Annotated in this window: 10 protein-coding genes and 2 pseudogenes; 6 read left to right on the top strand and 6 right to left on the bottom strand. The window is 58.9% G+C overall.

From position 1 onward, the window contains the following. Positions 1 to 5: 5 nt before the first annotated feature. Positions 6 to 871, bottom strand: a pseudogene (panC, locus tag ACE10W_RS04630) (pantoate--beta-alanine ligase). Further along, positions 825 to 1,711: pseudogene (gene panB, locus ACE10W_RS04625) on the bottom strand (3-methyl-2-oxobutanoate hydroxymethyltransferase). The pseudogenes panC and panB overlap by 47 nt, the downstream one beginning before the upstream one ends. A 3,794-nt stretch (positions 1,712 to 5,505) precedes the next feature. On the opposite strand from panB, the gene ACE10W_RS04620 reads away from it, so the two are divergent. Together ACE10W_RS04620 and ACE10W_RS04615 are read left to right on the top strand one after the other, a co-directional pair. Beyond that, positions 5,506 to 6,635, top strand: a protein-coding gene (locus tag ACE10W_RS04620) for an IS3-like element ISRj2 family transposase (protein WP_109866565.1) whose coding sequence is annotated in 2 segments (ribosomal slippage) — positions 5,506 to 5,758 and positions 5,758 to 6,635 — 1,131 coding nt in all. Because the reading frame shifts where the segments join, the coding sequence is not laid out codon by codon here. 1,981 nt (positions 6,636 to 8,616) lie between these two features. Continuing rightward, positions 8,617 to 8,796, top strand: a complete 180-nt coding sequence (locus ACE10W_RS04615) for a hypothetical protein (protein WP_074077659.1) — start codon at positions 8,617 to 8,619, stop codon at positions 8,794 to 8,796. A 694-nt stretch (positions 8,797 to 9,490) separates the two neighbouring features. Here the strand turns inward: ACE10W_RS04615 and ACE10W_RS04610 are convergent. The 3 genes from ACE10W_RS04610 to ACE10W_RS04600 all read right to left on the bottom strand — a co-directional run bounded on the left by ACE10W_RS04610 (position 9,491) and on the right by ACE10W_RS04600 (position 10,433). Beyond that, on the bottom strand, positions 9,491 to 9,790 hold the full coding sequence (locus tag ACE10W_RS04610; protein ID WP_018646718.1) for a hypothetical protein: 300 nt from the start codon (positions 9,788 to 9,790) through the stop codon (positions 9,491 to 9,493). 64 nt (positions 9,791 to 9,854) lie between these two features. Beyond that, positions 9,855 to 9,980, bottom strand: a complete 126-nt coding sequence (locus ACE10W_RS04605; RefSeq protein ID WP_018646717.1) for a hypothetical protein — start codon at positions 9,978 to 9,980, stop codon at positions 9,855 to 9,857. A gap of 246 nt (positions 9,981 to 10,226) precedes the next feature. Next, complete coding sequence (locus ACE10W_RS04600) at positions 10,227 to 10,433, bottom strand: hypothetical protein (protein ID WP_202557308.1); 207 nt, start codon at positions 10,431 to 10,433, stop codon at positions 10,227 to 10,229. 498 nt (positions 10,434 to 10,931) lie between these two features. Between ACE10W_RS04600 and ACE10W_RS04595 the strand changes: the two genes are divergently transcribed. The 4 genes from ACE10W_RS04595 to ACE10W_RS04580 all read left to right on the top strand — a co-directional run bounded on the left by ACE10W_RS04595 (position 10,932) and on the right by ACE10W_RS04580 (position 13,973). Continuing rightward, positions 10,932 to 11,135, top strand: a complete 204-nt coding sequence (locus tag ACE10W_RS04595; protein WP_131233107.1) for a DUF6894 family protein — start codon at positions 10,932 to 10,934, stop codon at positions 11,133 to 11,135. A gap of 470 nt (positions 11,136 to 11,605) precedes the next feature. Continuing rightward, positions 11,606 to 12,640: an IS110 family transposase gene (locus tag ACE10W_RS04590; protein WP_011084361.1), complete on the top strand. Its 1,035-nt coding sequence runs from the start codon at positions 11,606 to 11,608 to the stop codon at positions 12,638 to 12,640. A gap of 669 nt (positions 12,641 to 13,309) precedes the next feature. Next, positions 13,310 to 13,723 (top strand): hypothetical protein, encoded by a 414-nt coding sequence (locus ACE10W_RS04585; RefSeq protein WP_011084360.1) that lies wholly within the window; start codon positions 13,310 to 13,312, stop codon positions 13,721 to 13,723. Between the two features lie 13 nt (positions 13,724 to 13,736). Further along, positions 13,737 to 13,973: a hypothetical protein gene (locus ACE10W_RS04580; protein ID WP_018646715.1), complete on the top strand. Its 237-nt coding sequence runs from the start codon at positions 13,737 to 13,739 to the stop codon at positions 13,971 to 13,973. On the opposite strand, the gene ACE10W_RS04575 is transcribed toward ACE10W_RS04580, so the two are convergent. Continuing rightward, positions 13,970 to 15,105, bottom strand: a protein-coding gene (locus ACE10W_RS04575) for an IS3-like element ISBj3 family transposase (protein ID WP_085973330.1) whose coding sequence is annotated in 2 segments (ribosomal slippage) — positions 13,970 to 14,847 and positions 14,847 to 15,105 — 1,137 coding nt in all. Because the reading frame shifts where the segments join, the coding sequence is not laid out codon by codon here. The genes ACE10W_RS04580 and ACE10W_RS04575 overlap by 4 nt on opposite strands. Positions 15,106 to 15,836 lie beyond the last annotated feature (731 nt).

Genomic DNA, 15,836 nt, shown 5'->3' with positions numbered 1-15,836 from the left:
TTGCGCTACCGAGTTGGCAACGCCAATACCACTTTGTCGATCCGACGCGTTGAGCCAACGTAGGCGGCCGTACATAGCGCCGCGGGGAGTCGCAGTGGACTATCGGCGGTTTTGGGCGTGTCACCGTCGATAAGTCAAGATACTGCAATGTGTCAACCGCCTCCAAATGCCTTGGCAGCCGCAATCAGCTTTTGTACGTTGCACTCTCCAGACCGAAAATCATCGAGCGCCGCGGGCAGCCCCTGGTTGATTGCAAGGGCCTGCTGCGCGCTTCCTAGCTGAGATAGCGATTGCGACTACTCATGGCGGGCCCATCCTTTTCACGAACCGTCGGTACGGTGACGATCTCGATCGGGACATTGAGATCAACCACCATGCGACGCACGACTACGCATTGCTGAACATCCTTCTGGCCAAAAAAGCGACGTGGGGCTGCACCATGTTGAACAACTTGCAGACGACAGTCGCCACACCGCGAAAATGTCCGGGCCTGAAAGCGCCGCATAGAGGTTTCGCGAGGTCGCCAGGTCCAACAAAGGTTTCGAAATTGCTCGGATAGACTTCCTGTGCATCGGGCGCGAAGAGGATCGCAACACCAGATCCCGGCACAGTTCTTCATCGCGCAAGAAGTCGCGCAGATAGGTGCTGAGATCTTCATTTGCTCCGAACTGAGTGGGGTTAACGAAGATGCTGACGACGGTCACATCGCATTTTGCTTGGCTCGCTGCGATCAGCGCCAGGTGGCCATCGTGGAGATAGCCCACCGTCGGCACAATCCGGCCCTTTGATTGGCACTGCGGGATTTTGCGAGAGTGCGGCGAAGTTCAGCGACGCTCGTGATAATTTGAGGTGGATGGCGCCCAGTTGGCAATTGCCTCCCCAACGCCTTCGGGAAGCCGATAGGACTCTTGCGGGCCGGGGAACGCGCCACGGCGGACATCCGCTGCCCCGCGCGAAAGCGCATCATGGAACTGCTGAAAGCCTTCCGTATAGGCGGGAACGAATTTGGGGCGATGACCTTCGGTTTGGCCCAGCACGTCATGAAACAGAGCACCTGCTCTGAACAGTCTGGGCCCGAGCCGATTCCGATCGTCGGTATTGTCAAGGAATCGCTTACTCGAGCAGTAAGCTCAGCCGGAGTGCCCTCCAATACCAAAGCGAAACAGCTGGCCTCCTGCAGACGATGAGCATCATCGAGCAAACGCAGCGCTTCATCCACTTTGCGGCCCTGCACTTTGAAGCCGCCCATGACATTAACGCTCTGCGGAACAAGACCGAGATGACCCATCACGGGAATCTCGCAATCGACAATGGCACGCACCATCTCGATTCTTTTGCCACCGCCCTCGAGTCTCGCCGCAGCTGCTCCTCGCTGCAGAAATCCGCCAGCATTTCGTATGGTCTCCTCAACGCTGACGTGGAAGCTAAGAAAGGACATATCGGCGACGAGCAAGGCACGCGGTTTGCTGCGTACGGCGGCTTCGAGGTGATGGTTCATCATCGCAACACTTACTGGAGGCGTGTTTTCGAATCCAAGGCAGACGTTACCCCCGCTGTCACCGACGAGACTGATATCGATGGAAGGATCCGGGATAGGCGCCGCAACCGCGTCGTAGGCAGTCGTCATGACTAGACGCCGGCCGTCCTGCTTCCACCGCTGCAGGAGGGGAATTGTGATGCGGTCGACCGGTTGCTCCGAAACGCGACTCATTTGAACTCAGTTCGATTTTTAGCTGCGAACTGACAAAGCTTTGAACTTCAACCAACTCGCCGCCTATTGCAAAGTTATAGCGATCCCCAGCGCTCGAGTTGATCGAGTATCCCACGCGATCAGCAGTCTGGTTGCTACAATTCTTCAGCGTCAATCCGCTCTTCGTCGCTGTCCAAGAAGGACAAAGGGCAAAAAGTGAGTTGCGTATGGGCTTGGTGGATCCGCGCACCAGCGCCGTTGAGAACACACCATCGCGAGGCACGTGCGCGAGAATGACATAGGTCGAAGTCGCCCATAGGAGTTCTTGTTCCATATCTCCACAAGCCCATCGGTGGAATGGCCACTTCGAAATAAGGATGTGGATCGAGGGTGGCGGAACCGCGACAATGAAGATTGGCCTCCAGCACATCCTTCGCAGCGACTACTTTTCTCGCCAAGTGTTTTGCGCACCCGCGACTTCCCTGTGAGAGCGGAAGAAATCTGTCGACCCGCCAAGAAGAAAGGAAAGACCCTCTCGGAAATCACCCGCAGATGGTGAAAATTCCTTTTGGTTGCGTCATCAACGCCAGAAGGCTTCCTTCGCTTGCTGTAGGTCTTGCGGGCGTGTTCGGCTTCGGCCGATTCGCGGGCCGGCTGTCGCGTCGGACCGATCGGGTTTACTTCTACAGCGCACTTTTGATGCATCGATTTTTTCCAGTGTTAAATCCACCGAGGTGAGCATAAGGCGGCATGCAACAGATTGTATTTCTGAGCCGATTGATCGGTAAAGAGCTCCTATAGAGTTTTGTACCGATGTGCTTGAGACCGAGGCGTCCGTCTCGGCAGTCCTCCCCCGCAGGCTGCTCTGTCCTGTCCGGTCCATTAACCGCTGGCCTATATGGTCACCTTGCCGAGCTTTTTGATACCGACCCGGATCGGGTCCGCCGGAATGCTCACGTTCATAGCGTCGCTCCGGCTCAGCCGGGCCCAGGTTGCGCAATCGGTTTAATCCCAGCCGGCGCCGGATAGGGCTGAAGGTCGCCGGCGACACTACCGGCCTCGATTGAGATCTGTTTGACCTGTGGCGCTGTCGTCCCAACGTTCCGGCTTCTGCGCATGGGAAGGCAGGATTTGGCTTGGATAAAAGAGGTCTTGTGGAGCGATCACGGTCCATCCACTCCTTCCTCGCCGAACGCTTAAACTTGGCGACCGTCCTCGCCGAAAACGGCGAGTTGCAGCGCACTGCAGCCTTCGTTAGGCCAGCCTCGATCAAGATTGGCGCCATGGCCTTTCGGCGTCAATGGCGCATTCTTGGGGGCGTTCATCCGATCCTTAAGGGGTAGGCTAAAGCTTCGGCAGGTTGCTTCCTCGTTCAGGACCGGATGGACAACCTACTGAAAGCTCACACCTCATGGTCTCACAGACATCCTACCCGAACTGGTTGCCCCCCCATGCGGCCCCTCTAGAGGCGCGCGTATGCGCGCAGCGATCTGTCGCGCTTTTCGGCCGCAGGTTGGGTTCCACGCAATCGAGTATGGCCAGCATCGCCAGAACTTCGTCGACGTTAAATGTGGCCGCCCTGCGATCTGATAGTCCCAGAGACCGATGGGGGGCGCGGACCCGATTGGCTGCAAGCACCGCAAGCGCTTGCGGCCGCAAGGACGTAATATGCCGCTCGAATATATGCATTCGTTGGCCTGTAGCTGCCCTGTGGGCATGATGTCGCGAGCGCTGGTGGCCAACCCGGTCGCAAAGACTGGGGCTGGCCACCTTTGCTCCCAAGAGGCTCCAATTCTAAAGGGCTACAAAGTTGTATCTTCGAGAAGTACCAAGGGGCACCTACCAAAATCGGTGGCTCCCCTCCTCGTCGGCGACTCTCTAAGCTAGTTTTTGCCTTGAATTGGAGACACCAGCACGACCAGACACATGCACGTTGCATGAACAAGAAAACATGCCAATCGCACATGAGCGACGCAAGTATGTGGGCAGAGTCAATCGAGGCGGAGCACGATAGAAAGCCGCTGGAAAGTTATCCGAGACCCTCGTAGACCGCGATGAGGAGTACCTCGTTGAAAAATGGGCGACGCTGCCGGCGTCGCTCGTCGGCACGCCTGGCGGAGAGAATGGCACGAAGATAAGGGTGGAGGGGATTCAGCCACGCAGTCTTCTTCCCTTCCAAAGTATTGCTGATGATTGATCGGAAGCAGTGCGGGCGCGACCCGGTGCCGTTTGGTTGCGCTGGAGCAGGCGCTGTCCCTACCCGCCCGCCAGTTGAACTTAGCAGAACTTGGCTCGGCGCTTATCTCCCCGCGGACACACAGGGGCAGCGCTCTGTCCCTGCAGCTAACCTGCTCCAAACTCAGCTTCAAGCGGCGGCAAGAAGCTGATCGGGAGCTTATCGCCAGCGGACCGAGTGAAACCGCCAAAAAACGAGAACTAACTCGTGAGTTGGAAGCAGTGCGAACGCGGTTCGGCGCCTGACGGCCTGGGGCATCATGAGGCACTAACCCTGCCGCATCCGCACTGCAATGAGCTTAACGGAAGCGTAACTCAGCACATGGTGGTCCTTCAGCTCATGCGCTGTCCCTGCCACGCTCCCGTTAAACCCAACGATTCTTTATCGAGCCTGGCTTACCGAAAGCTGACAGACCTGCGCAGCAATTTACAACGAAAGGCGGCCTATGTGGCCGCTGGCAGTTGAGAGCAATTACGACGTTTACGCCTCAGACAATAGCCATTCGGCGCGCTTGCGATCAGCGGCAACCGCTCCGCGCTAAACGCCCGTGGCGTTCAGTTGGTCAAGCTCCACGTTGGTTTGTCGTATTGAAGACGATTGTGCCCGTTTCTCAAAATGCGTTACCAAGCTCCATCAGGCCCATCAGCGAGGCGCAAAGCGAACGGAAAGCAGCGGATGCGGCTCGGCGCCCATATCCATCCGGGGAGGGTGGACAAATGCGCTATCTCTGCCGCATCCGCTTCGCCGGCGAGCCAGGAGCGACATGACTCGGCACCTCCCATGGAGGAAGGAAGGCGCTGTCCCTATCAAGCGCCGCTGGCACAGTAGTCAGCCTCGGGGAGCACAAGGCTAGCCACCCGGCTTTCCCGTGACCCGTCGCCTCAGGGTACAGCGGGACTTTAGCGACAAGGCGGCCTCGGGAGACCTACCAGCATTGGTGGTCATACACACTTAATCGAGAAACTGTTGGTCAAACTTGAAGACCAAGCGAGTTCAGTGCCTAGTGCTCCAGAACGATCAGGCGGCGCCAGGGGCGCCGCTTTCTCCCCATATTTCTGTTTCAGCTGCCGCAAGGAAAAAAGACCGAGCGCACCCTACAGCGTTGGCCAGCCGCAGCATTTCGTCACAACGCGGATGGCGAGCAGGGATGTCCTGCCGTCATGAAGCCGCCCGAGTTAAGAACGGCAACAAGACTTTGGGCAGCTCGCCGATCAAGCGGAGGGCGTTAGCCGCAAGGCTGACTCTTGGATCATCGCTGAACGGTGCGATTGTTTCCAGCGTCGTGAAACGGGCGTGCTGGACGGCGCATTCCTCGTTCTGTTCGAGCATGATCCGCAGTTGAGGTGCACGATGGCGTCTTCATTGGGAAAGATGGCGTCCCCCCTCGGTCCGACGAAGTGCATCTCTACCCCTTCGCGGGTCTCGAACTTCTTGCAGCGGCGGGTCCTTCCGGGCCCCCCTACGCGGGTGGGACCCGCGACCACTCGACTTAGAGCTGGCCCCGCAAATTCGGACAGTAGCTTGAGTGGATTTTCTGCCTGACAGCGGCGAGGATTCTTGCTGCGAATCAGGAGCGAAGATGACGAAGAAGAGCCGCCGGACGCATTCTCCGGCATTCAAGGCGAAGGTTGCTTTGGCTGCGGTCAAAGGCGACAAGACACTGGCGGAGCTGGCGCAACTGTTTGATGTTCATCCGAACCAGATCACGATCTGGAAAAACCAGCTCCTGGAAGGCGCCGCCGGCGTGTTTGGGCATGACAAGACATCGGCCGAGACGCCGGTCGATTTGAAGGCGTTGCATGCCAAGATCGGCGAGCTGGCGTTGGAAAACGATTTTTTGTCCGGCGCGCTCACCAAGGCGGGCCTGCTGAGCGCAAAGCGATGATCGACCGCGGTCATGATCTTTCTATCGTGCGCCAGGCGAAGGTCCTGAAGCTGGCTCGCAGCACGGTCTACTATGAACCTCGGCCAGTTTCGGCCGAGGACCTTGCCTTGATGCGTCGGCTCGATGAGCTGCATCTCGATTATCCCTTCGCGGGAGCGCGTATGCTGCGATCGTTGCTGCGGCGGGAGGGGGTATACGCCGGTCGCCGCCACATCGCGACGCTGATGAAGCGCATGGGGATCGAGGCGGTCTATCGTCGCCCGAACACGAGCAAGCCGGCTCCGGGTCACAAGATCTACCCGTACCTGTTGCGCGGATTGAAGATCGAGCGGCCCGACCATGCGTGGGCAATGGACATCACCTACATTCCGATGCGGCGTGGCTTCGTCTATCTCGCGGCGGTCGTCGATGTGTTCAGCCGACGGGTCCTGGCCCATCGCGTCTCGATCACAATGGAGGCGGCCTTCTGCGTCGAAGCGGTCCAGGAGGCGTTGGCGAAGCACGGCAGGCCCGCGATTTTCAACACGGACCAGGGCAGCCAGTTCACCAGCCTCGAGTTCACCGATGTGCTGCTGGACGCGAAGATCGCCATCAGCATGGATGGCAAGGGCGCCTGGCGCGACAACGTGTTTGTCGAGCGGCTCTGGCGCACGGTCAAATACGAAGAAGTTTATCTCCGCGCCTACGACAGCGTGTCCGAGGCGCGAGCGTCAATTGCCAAGTATCTGGCCTTCTACAATCAGGGACGCCCTCACTCGAGCCTTGACGGGCGCACGCCCGACGAGGCTTACTTCGGCACGCAAGCTATGGTGATGGCCGCATGACCGTCGCCGACGATTTTGTCGTCGCTCTGGTCGGGCTACGCCCTCCCGACGCAACGACAAAATCGTAAAGCCCCGCGTTCAGCATAACCCGGCAGGAATCCACTTAAATCCAGCGGGGCGCTGTCCAAACAACCGGGGCCAGCTCTTTCTAAGATCTAACGCTCGGGATTTACCGGCAATTTGTTAAAGCCGGCAGAATCTCATTCGAGAATCCGTTTGGTGTGGCGCCAAAACTTTGTACGGAACGTACAAATACGCGCACACTTTGTAAAGTCGCGGTGAACCTCTCGTCGTCCAGTTACTAGTCTCAGGCGGGTGCAGGTGGCGATCTCGGCGTTGGCGATCGACATCTCGCCCGAGGAGTATCGCGCCGAACACGGCCGCGCGGTCGGATGCCCGGTCGAGGATAGGCCCCCTGCTGGCCTTCTAAGGATTTCCCGCAGAGTATCGGGATCATCGTGTGCTCTCACAATATCTCCTGGAGAACGGTTCGGGATAGTTCGGCAGTGGCCATAAACCTGCACGCTAGGGAGTTTGGGCTCCGCCTACCTGCATGACCCGTCACCCCCGCATGGTTGACGGAACACTCGATCAACCGTCCTCGTTGAACTGCTGCCGTGGAAGCTGGGGAAATCTTGTCAGAGCTGCGCGACGTGCAGGGACCGGACGCTTCCTCGCCGGCGAGTAGCACTCGGGCGAGAAACAGCGTCCCGGCGGTTCGTCTTCACCAGATCGCTAGGCTTCCTTAGGATCAGAGACGCCGCCACCGTGCATTCATGGCCGGACGACCGGATCAGGCGATAATTGCAATAGGCAGCCGAACAGGCCCGTAGCAGATTGCAGGTGGTCAAACCGGCCGGCGATCCGCTTTATGATGGCACATGTTGGTCGCCGAAGCGTCGACTTCATCGAGGAAGTGAACTTCTCTTATCGCCAGCTTCCGCAATCGCGACAACGTTTCTCAGCTTGGCTACATCGATCCGACAAGTGCTTCCCCAATCTGCCACTCCGTCTTTACAGATCGAGACCAGCTTTGATGGAGTGATCAGTACCGTCGCGAGAAGGGCTAAGCGATCGACCATTTTTGTGGTTTCGGCCTGCTGCGCAGTTGCGTCTCTGTTATCGGCAGGAAGGCGCCCGTCTGAACGGTTGCCGATGTTGCCTGACAGTCGACCGTTTGCCCCGCTGCCACTCGCGCCAACTGCCGAATGTCAAACAAGCCTCCAGATCAGCAAACTATGCCGACCCACTGATCAAGCTAGCTGCAAGCGCAAGAATCCGAGGCCAATGTAATGAATACTTAAGCGCTGGGCTGGGTTGAATGGCGCCTCCGGGTTTCAATCGAGCGCAGCTCGGCGAGCGCGCTCACAGTGTTAGAATAATTAGGTACTGCTCGCTCGAAAGCTCGAGAATAATCGTCAAGCGGAGCTTCGCCACTATTCAGGAACAAACAATCTCGATGCACACCCCACACACCTCTCGTTAATGACGGTCGCGTTTGCGATCGCAACTGACGCCCAATAAGTTTCTAGATTTGATCAATACGTTTTCAAGGTTCTGCTGCGCCGGGCTTGGAAGTGCCCGCCCCCTCCGAGATGGAAGCACCAAAGCGATAGAGGCCTTGATAGCATCCCGCATGCGAATTCGGCGCAGTACAGCGTTAAAGTAGAGTTCCGGTGTCGAGGCATTTTGCAATAGGTCTCATTCAATATCCGGAAAAGGGGCATGGGCGCGATTCCGAGCTTCTAATGGGGGAGAATGCGATGCGACCGCTGCGTAAAGCACGAGAGTCATAGCCGAGCGGACGATATTTTGTACATAACGTTCAAATCTGTGGCCGAAGCAACACGCTCGGGCGAGTAACGGGATCGTTCGTACGTCCCGTGCTGTGTTTGTCGCCGCCGCCCTGATTTGACTATTAATGGTTGGCGAGCACAGGGAAACTCTTCGTTCGTACTCACTTGCTCGGAAAAGGTTCGATATGAATCATGACGACAACGGAAATCGCCATGAAGTATCTGTGATGACGGACGAACAGCTCGAACTGGAGCACTGCAAGCAACAGATTGCTCGTCTCAAACAGCTGGTTATTCGCCTTTCTGAAATTGCGTTGCGCAACGTCGTAAGAGCCGCCGAGGACCGAAAATCGGAACGCGCGTGAGTCTCTGTCGGCCCACCGAACGACCAGCCCCGGAGGGAAACGAACGTTGCGCCGTAGCGCGCTGTTCTTTGCAGCGCGGCTCCCGCCGGGGGCAGGGAGCAGCCTCGCCCCTATCTCCATAGGGGCGAGGCTCCTATTTTATAGCCGGAACTTTGAGGGTTCAGACCGGCATCGAGCTTGGCGTATCGCGCGTCGCCCGACGCGTGGATATTCCTTCGCATCGACAGCGATCACGCGCGACGTGCCGAGCACATTCTTGCGAGAGCAGTGGCTCGCATTTGCGACGGCAACGCCAGCAAGCAATGCCGTCGCCGCGCCGGCGAGTTGTGAGGCCCATTGGTGCAGGCCTAGTCTACCACCGCAACGGAGAAAAGCGGCGCGCCTATTTTGTACCAAGGGAAGCTGTCTCGCTCCTCTCAATGGGGCGCGAAGTGGATTTCGATCCTGACCGCAACCGGATGGGCGGGCCGGCATTGGGCGAAATGTCGTTTACTCAAGAGTACTTTCGCCGGCTGGCTCGGGAGTGTGAGCTGCCCGCGCGCTTTTTCGCGCTGCTTGACGGCGACGCCTCAGAGTACGCCCCCGAGGAAGCCGAGCAGGAGTGTTGCCGGAAACACTCTGCGTCCGCAACGGCTCCCACCTCTCCAGATCGGCGTGGATAACCAGGTCACGTGGCCCAAGGAGGAAGCGCTTATCACTGCTCCTCATGCCCAAGACCAAGGATCACTTGCAGTCCGTCCACATCGCCCTGACGGCCAACTCTCTCGACGAACGCGGCGCCTTGACGGTCGTCTCTCCTTCTCAGCTGCACCGGCTCGATGCCGGAGGCAAACTCGATCACCGGCTGGTAGCGCTTGGCGGAAGTGCTGAAATATATCACGCCCGAACGCCGCCGCTGAAACAACTGCACGTCGCTCGAGCCCTGCGGCGTCGAGATTTTGACTTTGTGCTCGCGGTTGATGAAGCCGAACACGCGCAAGGTTTCCGAATCCACTCCTGGCGCTGCTGCACAAACCAGCTCTAGCCAAGCGCGGCCCCTTGGTCATTGCGTAGCTCGATTACGTCGGGGTCAGCTTGTGGCGGTCGCCGTTCCAGATCGTTATCGCTTCCTCGGGCGTGCCGACCGCCTTGGTCGAGACCTCCATGCCGTAGGGTTCGCTCGCAACGAAGGCGCCTGCTCGCATCCTCCTGGATCAGGACCGGGTAGCACTTGGCAATCAAGCACCTCCGGATCGGACGCCTCCGATTTCGTGTTGCTCTCACTGGTATTCGGATCAACTGCCATTCTGTAGTCTGCCTCAAGCAGCTCCACTAGCCGCTCGACGCGAGCGATCCGGAATGGCTGGGACGGCTTTGTCATCAGGGCAGGTCCCTGGGATCGAATGCGAAGAATCCAATGATGAAGATGACGAGCGTGCGAGGAGTGGCGTTCATGCGCCGGGCTGTCGGTCCTCCGCCGAATGCCAGTCCGCGCCGTGGAGGCGGATCATCTCGCGACGGGACCGCTCGATGAAGACGCGCTCAACGCAAAAGCCGGCGGTGACTGAAGCCGCCAGCGCAAGGCCGCAGGCGATATAATCATTCATGAAATTCCAAAACATGTTGCTGCCGGCGACGCCGACAAAAGTAAGTGCCATGACGGTGTTACGAATTGCCTTAACCACGTTGTTCCCCCAGCCGGTCGGCGAGGCACTTTAGCATTGCAACCATGACGCTTAGCAGCGTTTGATGGTTGTGATCCGCCGTCTTTCTGCTCAATCAGCTTGGGTCCGGCCGTGTTGTCGCGCCCCGTGGAATCCGATCGATAACGTATCTCGCTCTGTGCCATGAAACGTGGTGACGTCTTGGCAGACAGCCTTCGCCAGCCGATAGGACGCAGCATCCGCTTTGCAGCGGTTTCGGCCAGCGCAGCCGAGCAGAACAAATAGCACTGCATCTCTGGACCATAGAACGAGGCGTTCTCGGCGTCGGCAGCAATTCGTGCGGGCTCAATCCGTTCCAAAGCCCACGCACGGAAGCGCTTCGCATTTTGCCAATCATTCGCAGAATTTCGGCATCATGAGGCCCTACATCAGAGAACTTCTGCTTAATTGCCCAATACTATCATTATTCCCGTGGGGCAACGAAGCGAACGAATGGCCCGTTTCTACTTTAATCTGGCAGGCAAGCAGAATGTCGACGACCCCGGCGGGTTAGCATTCGAAGACGAGCTGCAAGCCTTCCGTGCGGCAGAACGCTTAGCAAAAGATCTGGCGAGTGCTCAACCTCTGCTGCGGGGTACAACCTGCGTGGTCGTTACACGCAGGGACCGAGGTGAGGCCTATTACGTAAGCGTGTGACAGCGCTTCCAAATCAGACGTCTCGGCCACTACTGACGTATCATCTGCCGGGGCAGCCGCCCCGAGTTGTGGGACCACCGAGCCGATTGAGGGAGGGCTCGTTTTCCCTAGTTAGACTTGCCTGCAACGCCACCGTCAGGCACGATTTCGAAGAACCCCGATTGCACCATGTCCATCAAGACCTATATCGGCGCGGTCGAAGCGGCGCACGATGATGGCTGATTGGGCCGCGTTCTGCGATGGCAAGCGCGCTGCGGACGGCGTGGTCGTGCCGATGTCTCGCGCGATTGCGTGACGAATAACTTTCTGACTTTCGAATCGTGGAGAGCCTGTTTCCCACCAAGTAGAACTAGATGCCGTAATGGGCCCTGCTTCGAGCAAGGGGTCATGATGGTGGCTGTCCCCCGATAGATGATGAAACGGGGTCACGACTTGAGTCGGCCCCAAGCATCTAGAGACGGAGGACAGCCGTGGAGAACTATGCCGGAATCGACGTGTCATTGGAACTGTCGAGCGTGTGCGTTGTGGATGCCCAGGGTAAGATCCTGAAGGAAGCGAAGGTCGCGAGCGAACCCGACGCCTTAGTCGAGTTTTTCGAGAGGCTTGGCTTTGCAGCAAAGCGAATTGGGCTGGAAGCGGGGCCGCTGTCGCAATGGCTGCATGCAGGCTTGAAAGGAGCGGGGCTCGAGGCAGTCCTGCTCGAGACGCGACATGTTAAGGCCGCATTGTCTGCAATGACGGTGAAGACTGATCGCAAGGATGCCCGCGGGATCGCCCAGTTGATCCGGATGGGATGGTTCCAGCCGGTACACGCGAAGTCGGTCGGCGCCCAGGAGATCCGGGCACTCCTGATCGCACGCAAACAGCTTCTCGGGCGACTTATCGATGTGGAATTAAGTATCCGAGGGATTTTGCGCGGCTTCGGGCTGAAGGTTGGCCCGGTGACGCGGAGGAGTTTCGAAGCGCGGATCCGAGAGTTGGTTGCGGGGCAAGCGACATTGGAGCGTATTGCCAGTGCGATGCTTTCGGCACGATCGGCCTTGAAGGCAGAGTACGGAAGGCTGCACAAGGCTGTACTGGCAATTGTGCGTGACGATGCAGTCTGTCGCCGGCTGATGACAGTACCGGGCGTTGGCCCCCTGGTGGCTGTTACCTACAAATCGGCGATTGATGCCCCTCATCGCATCGTAAAATCGAAGGCGGCAGGCGCGCTGTTCGGGCTTACGCCAAAGAAATATCAATCGGGAGAAAAGGACGTCACAGGCGGGATCACGTTGGCCGGCGACGAGACGGTGCGCACGGTGTTGTATGAAGCCGCCAATGTTCTGCTGTCGCGCATCACGCGGTTCTCAAAACTCAAGCGCTGGGGGATGGACGTCGCCAAGCGGCGAGGCTCAAAGCGCGCAAAGGTCGCCCTGGCACGCAAGCTCGCAGTGATCCTGCATCGGATCTGGATCGACGGCACAACTTACCGATGGACTGACGCCGGCCCGATCGCAGCATAGAAAACGTCTAGGAGATCAAGAACGCAACCGAGCTGAACTGAAGCTCGGTGCCCGAAGTCCCGTCGCCGGGACGGTGGATCCGGTGAAGCCGTTACACGGCCAGTGGTCGTCATCTGACGAACCCCGCGCATCTAGATAGGCTCACCGCTCCCTCTGACAGCATGATGTGGCGGCCAGGCGTTGACCACGGACAGAAGCATGAGCTCGGCGACGAGACGTTCACTCGGGAGGCTTGACATCATCGGGCCCATTACAGAAGGCCGTGAACCCATCTGTGGACGCCCCGCGAGATGCAAGCGGTTTTTGAAACAGACCACGAAAAGCACCAGAGAGTTGCAGCTACTGGGTCCACCATTGTGCCTCCGAAATCCCGCGCGCGCCGCCCTATCGCCTGAAGGGATTTCGTTGGGACCCGGCGCAACTGGAAAAACTGCAAGGACCGCCAGATGAGGGTGAGCGCCACCCGGGTTTATTAACCCTCCGCCGATCATGCAGAAAGACGGCAAAAGGTGGCCCATCGGCGCCGATTATGGAACCGGTTGTGGTGTTAAATGCCCCGAAACGATGGCAGAAACGAAGGAGATGCTCCGGCTCCGCATACTCGGCTCACACACCGACGACTGACGCAGGATCGCCCGCGATGACAAAGCAGAGCGAGCATAGATCAGCATGGCGTATCTGCAGAAGCAGCTCGCTAGGCAGCGAAAAGCCCTCGGCGAACTCGGTGAGCGCGTGTCGCGTGCCGAACGTGAGATCACGAAAGATCGCGCCGACAGACTCGAGCCGGCATTGCTTGGACTAGTGTCGACTGAAAACCCCGACACTGACGAAGAGAAGATCATGCCCGTACAAATGAACGCCGAGCTTTTCTGCAAGCTGCAGGAACTATCCCGCCATAACGCGGTCGCCCGCGCGCTTGTCTTCTTGTGGGAAACCGGCACCCTGACCTACGAGGACTGGGCGACGAAGGCGATCTCTCTTCTCATTGATCAGAACGAAACGCTCTCGGCGATCGCCGTGGATGCGGAGAAGCGCGCCTGCCGCCTGCCCAAAACTCCGCCCGTAGCCTCACCCACACGTTGAGAGAGATCGTCCCGTGTCCGACACCCCCAAGACCGGAACACCGCACCCCGGGCCCGCGCTGCGGCTTGTCAGCGGCGCGAAACAGGAGCCGCTGCGCTGCCCCGCCGCTGGCCGCGATGCCGAAAGCGAGAAGACGCTTTGCTTCTACTTCAACCGGCGCATGACCGATGACGAGATGCGGCACCAGAGCTGGCCCCGGTTATCTGAACAGCAATTCCGCGTCGATAAGTGGAGTTTCTGCCAGAGTTAGGCTGCCGCGCGGAACGGCAGCGGGCTGAAGTAAGCTTGATCGGGGGTGCCGCCGTCAAGGCTCGAGTGGGGACGCCGGCCATTGTAAAAGGCGAGGTATCGGCCGATCGAGGCGCGGGCGTCGGACACGGTGTCGTAGGCGCGCAGATAGACCTCTTCGTATTTGATGCTGCGCCACAGACGCTCGACGAACACGTTGTCGCGCCAGGCGCCCCGACCGTCCATGCTGATGGCGATGCCATGACTGGCGAGCATGCCGGTGAACGCGGCGCCCGTGAACTGCGAGCCTTGGTCGGTATTGAAGATGTCCGGCTTGCCATGGCGAGCGAGAGCGTCCTCCAGCGTCTCGACGCAGAATGCGGCTTCCATAGTGATCGAGACGCGCCACGACAGCACCCGGCGGCTGAACCAGTCCAGCACCACCGCGAGATAGACGAAGCCGCGCGCCATCGGGATGTAGGTGATGTCCATCGCCCAGACCTGGTTCGGGCCTGTGATCTCCATCCCGCGCAGCAGATACGGATAGATCTTGTGCCCGGGTTCGGGCTTGGTGGTACGCGGCCGGCGATAGAGCGCCTCTATCCCCATCCGCCGCATCAGCGTTTTGACATGCCGGCGGCCGATCTTGCACCCCTCGGCAGCCAGCAGGTCTCGCAACATTCGCGAACCGGCGAAAGGAAACTCCAGGTGCAGCCGGTCAAGCCGCTGCATGATCGCGAGGTCGGCGGGCGACACCGGACGTGGTAGATAATAGATACTGCCACGGCTGATCTTCAAAACTTCCGCCTGTTTGGTGATCGGCAGGTCGTGCTCACGGTCGATCATCGCTTTGCGCTCAGCAGGCCGGCTTTGCTGAGCGCGCCTTCTAAAAAATCGTTCTCAAGCGTCAGCTCCCCGATCTTGGCGTGCAGCGTTTTCACGTCTACCGCGGACTCGCTCGCTCTGTTGCCACCGCCAGGACCAAACACCTCGGCCGCCGCCTCCTGAAGCTGGGACTTCCACTGCGTGATCTGGTTCGGGTGCACGTCGAAATGCTCAGCCAGCTGGGCCAGCGTCATCTCGCCCTTGATCGCCGCTAACGCCACCTTGGCCTTGAATGCCGGTGCGTGTTGCCGGCGGGCTCGTCTGCTCATCGTCTCTCCTGATTCGCGGGACAATCTTGCCCGCCGTCAGGCAGAAACTCCACTTACCGCCCTGTCCAGATTTCCGGAGCCAGCTCTACCTTCACGCGGTCAGGCAGGCGGCAGCCTACTCGCCGATCATCGACGGCCAGCCCAGCAAGCAAACGAGCGGAGTCTCAGAGCAGGAGGCGGCGGCAGTGCTACGGCGCTACCTGCTCATGCGCGAGATTGACGGTCACTGAGAAAGTTCCTCTTTTTCATCCGCGCCCCCCGACAAAGTCTCGCTAAATTTCAAACTGAGACACTACCCGTTAGTCGGTTCAACTCGCAGCGTCAGGACGCCCGTGATGGCGGAGGCGACGAAGACAGTCACTCGCACCACTTCCGGGAACAGCACACCAATCAATGGTGTCAGAGTCCGGGGAGACCCCAGTAGAACACGCCGACCAGGCCGGCAATAAGGCTTGTATAGAGGACGTGGGGGACAATGGAGAGCAGGTACTGCTTACTCGCTCACCGCTGTGAGTGCCCTGCCGGCGGCCAATCGGCTCCTTGGTTCGGGCGACGATCAGAAGGCGGCGAACGATTATCTGCTGACCTGCGCTTCCTCGGAGACGACAAGGATTGAAGCAACGCAATCCACCGGGAGCAACAAGCCGCCGCATCGCCCATCAGACGCGTTTCCACGGTGAAGATCAGCGCTTGCGAGGCCGGTTCGTGGAAAATTTTCGCGATTGGATGGG

This window comes from Bradyrhizobium sp. B025 (assembly GCF_042257955.1).
In the GTDB taxonomy this organism is placed as follows: Bacteria; Pseudomonadota; Alphaproteobacteria; order Rhizobiales; family Xanthobacteraceae; genus Bradyrhizobium; species Bradyrhizobium diazoefficiens.
The sequence above is the reverse complement of the archived record's forward strand: the minus strand, read 5'-3'. Positions and strand labels throughout refer to the sequence as shown.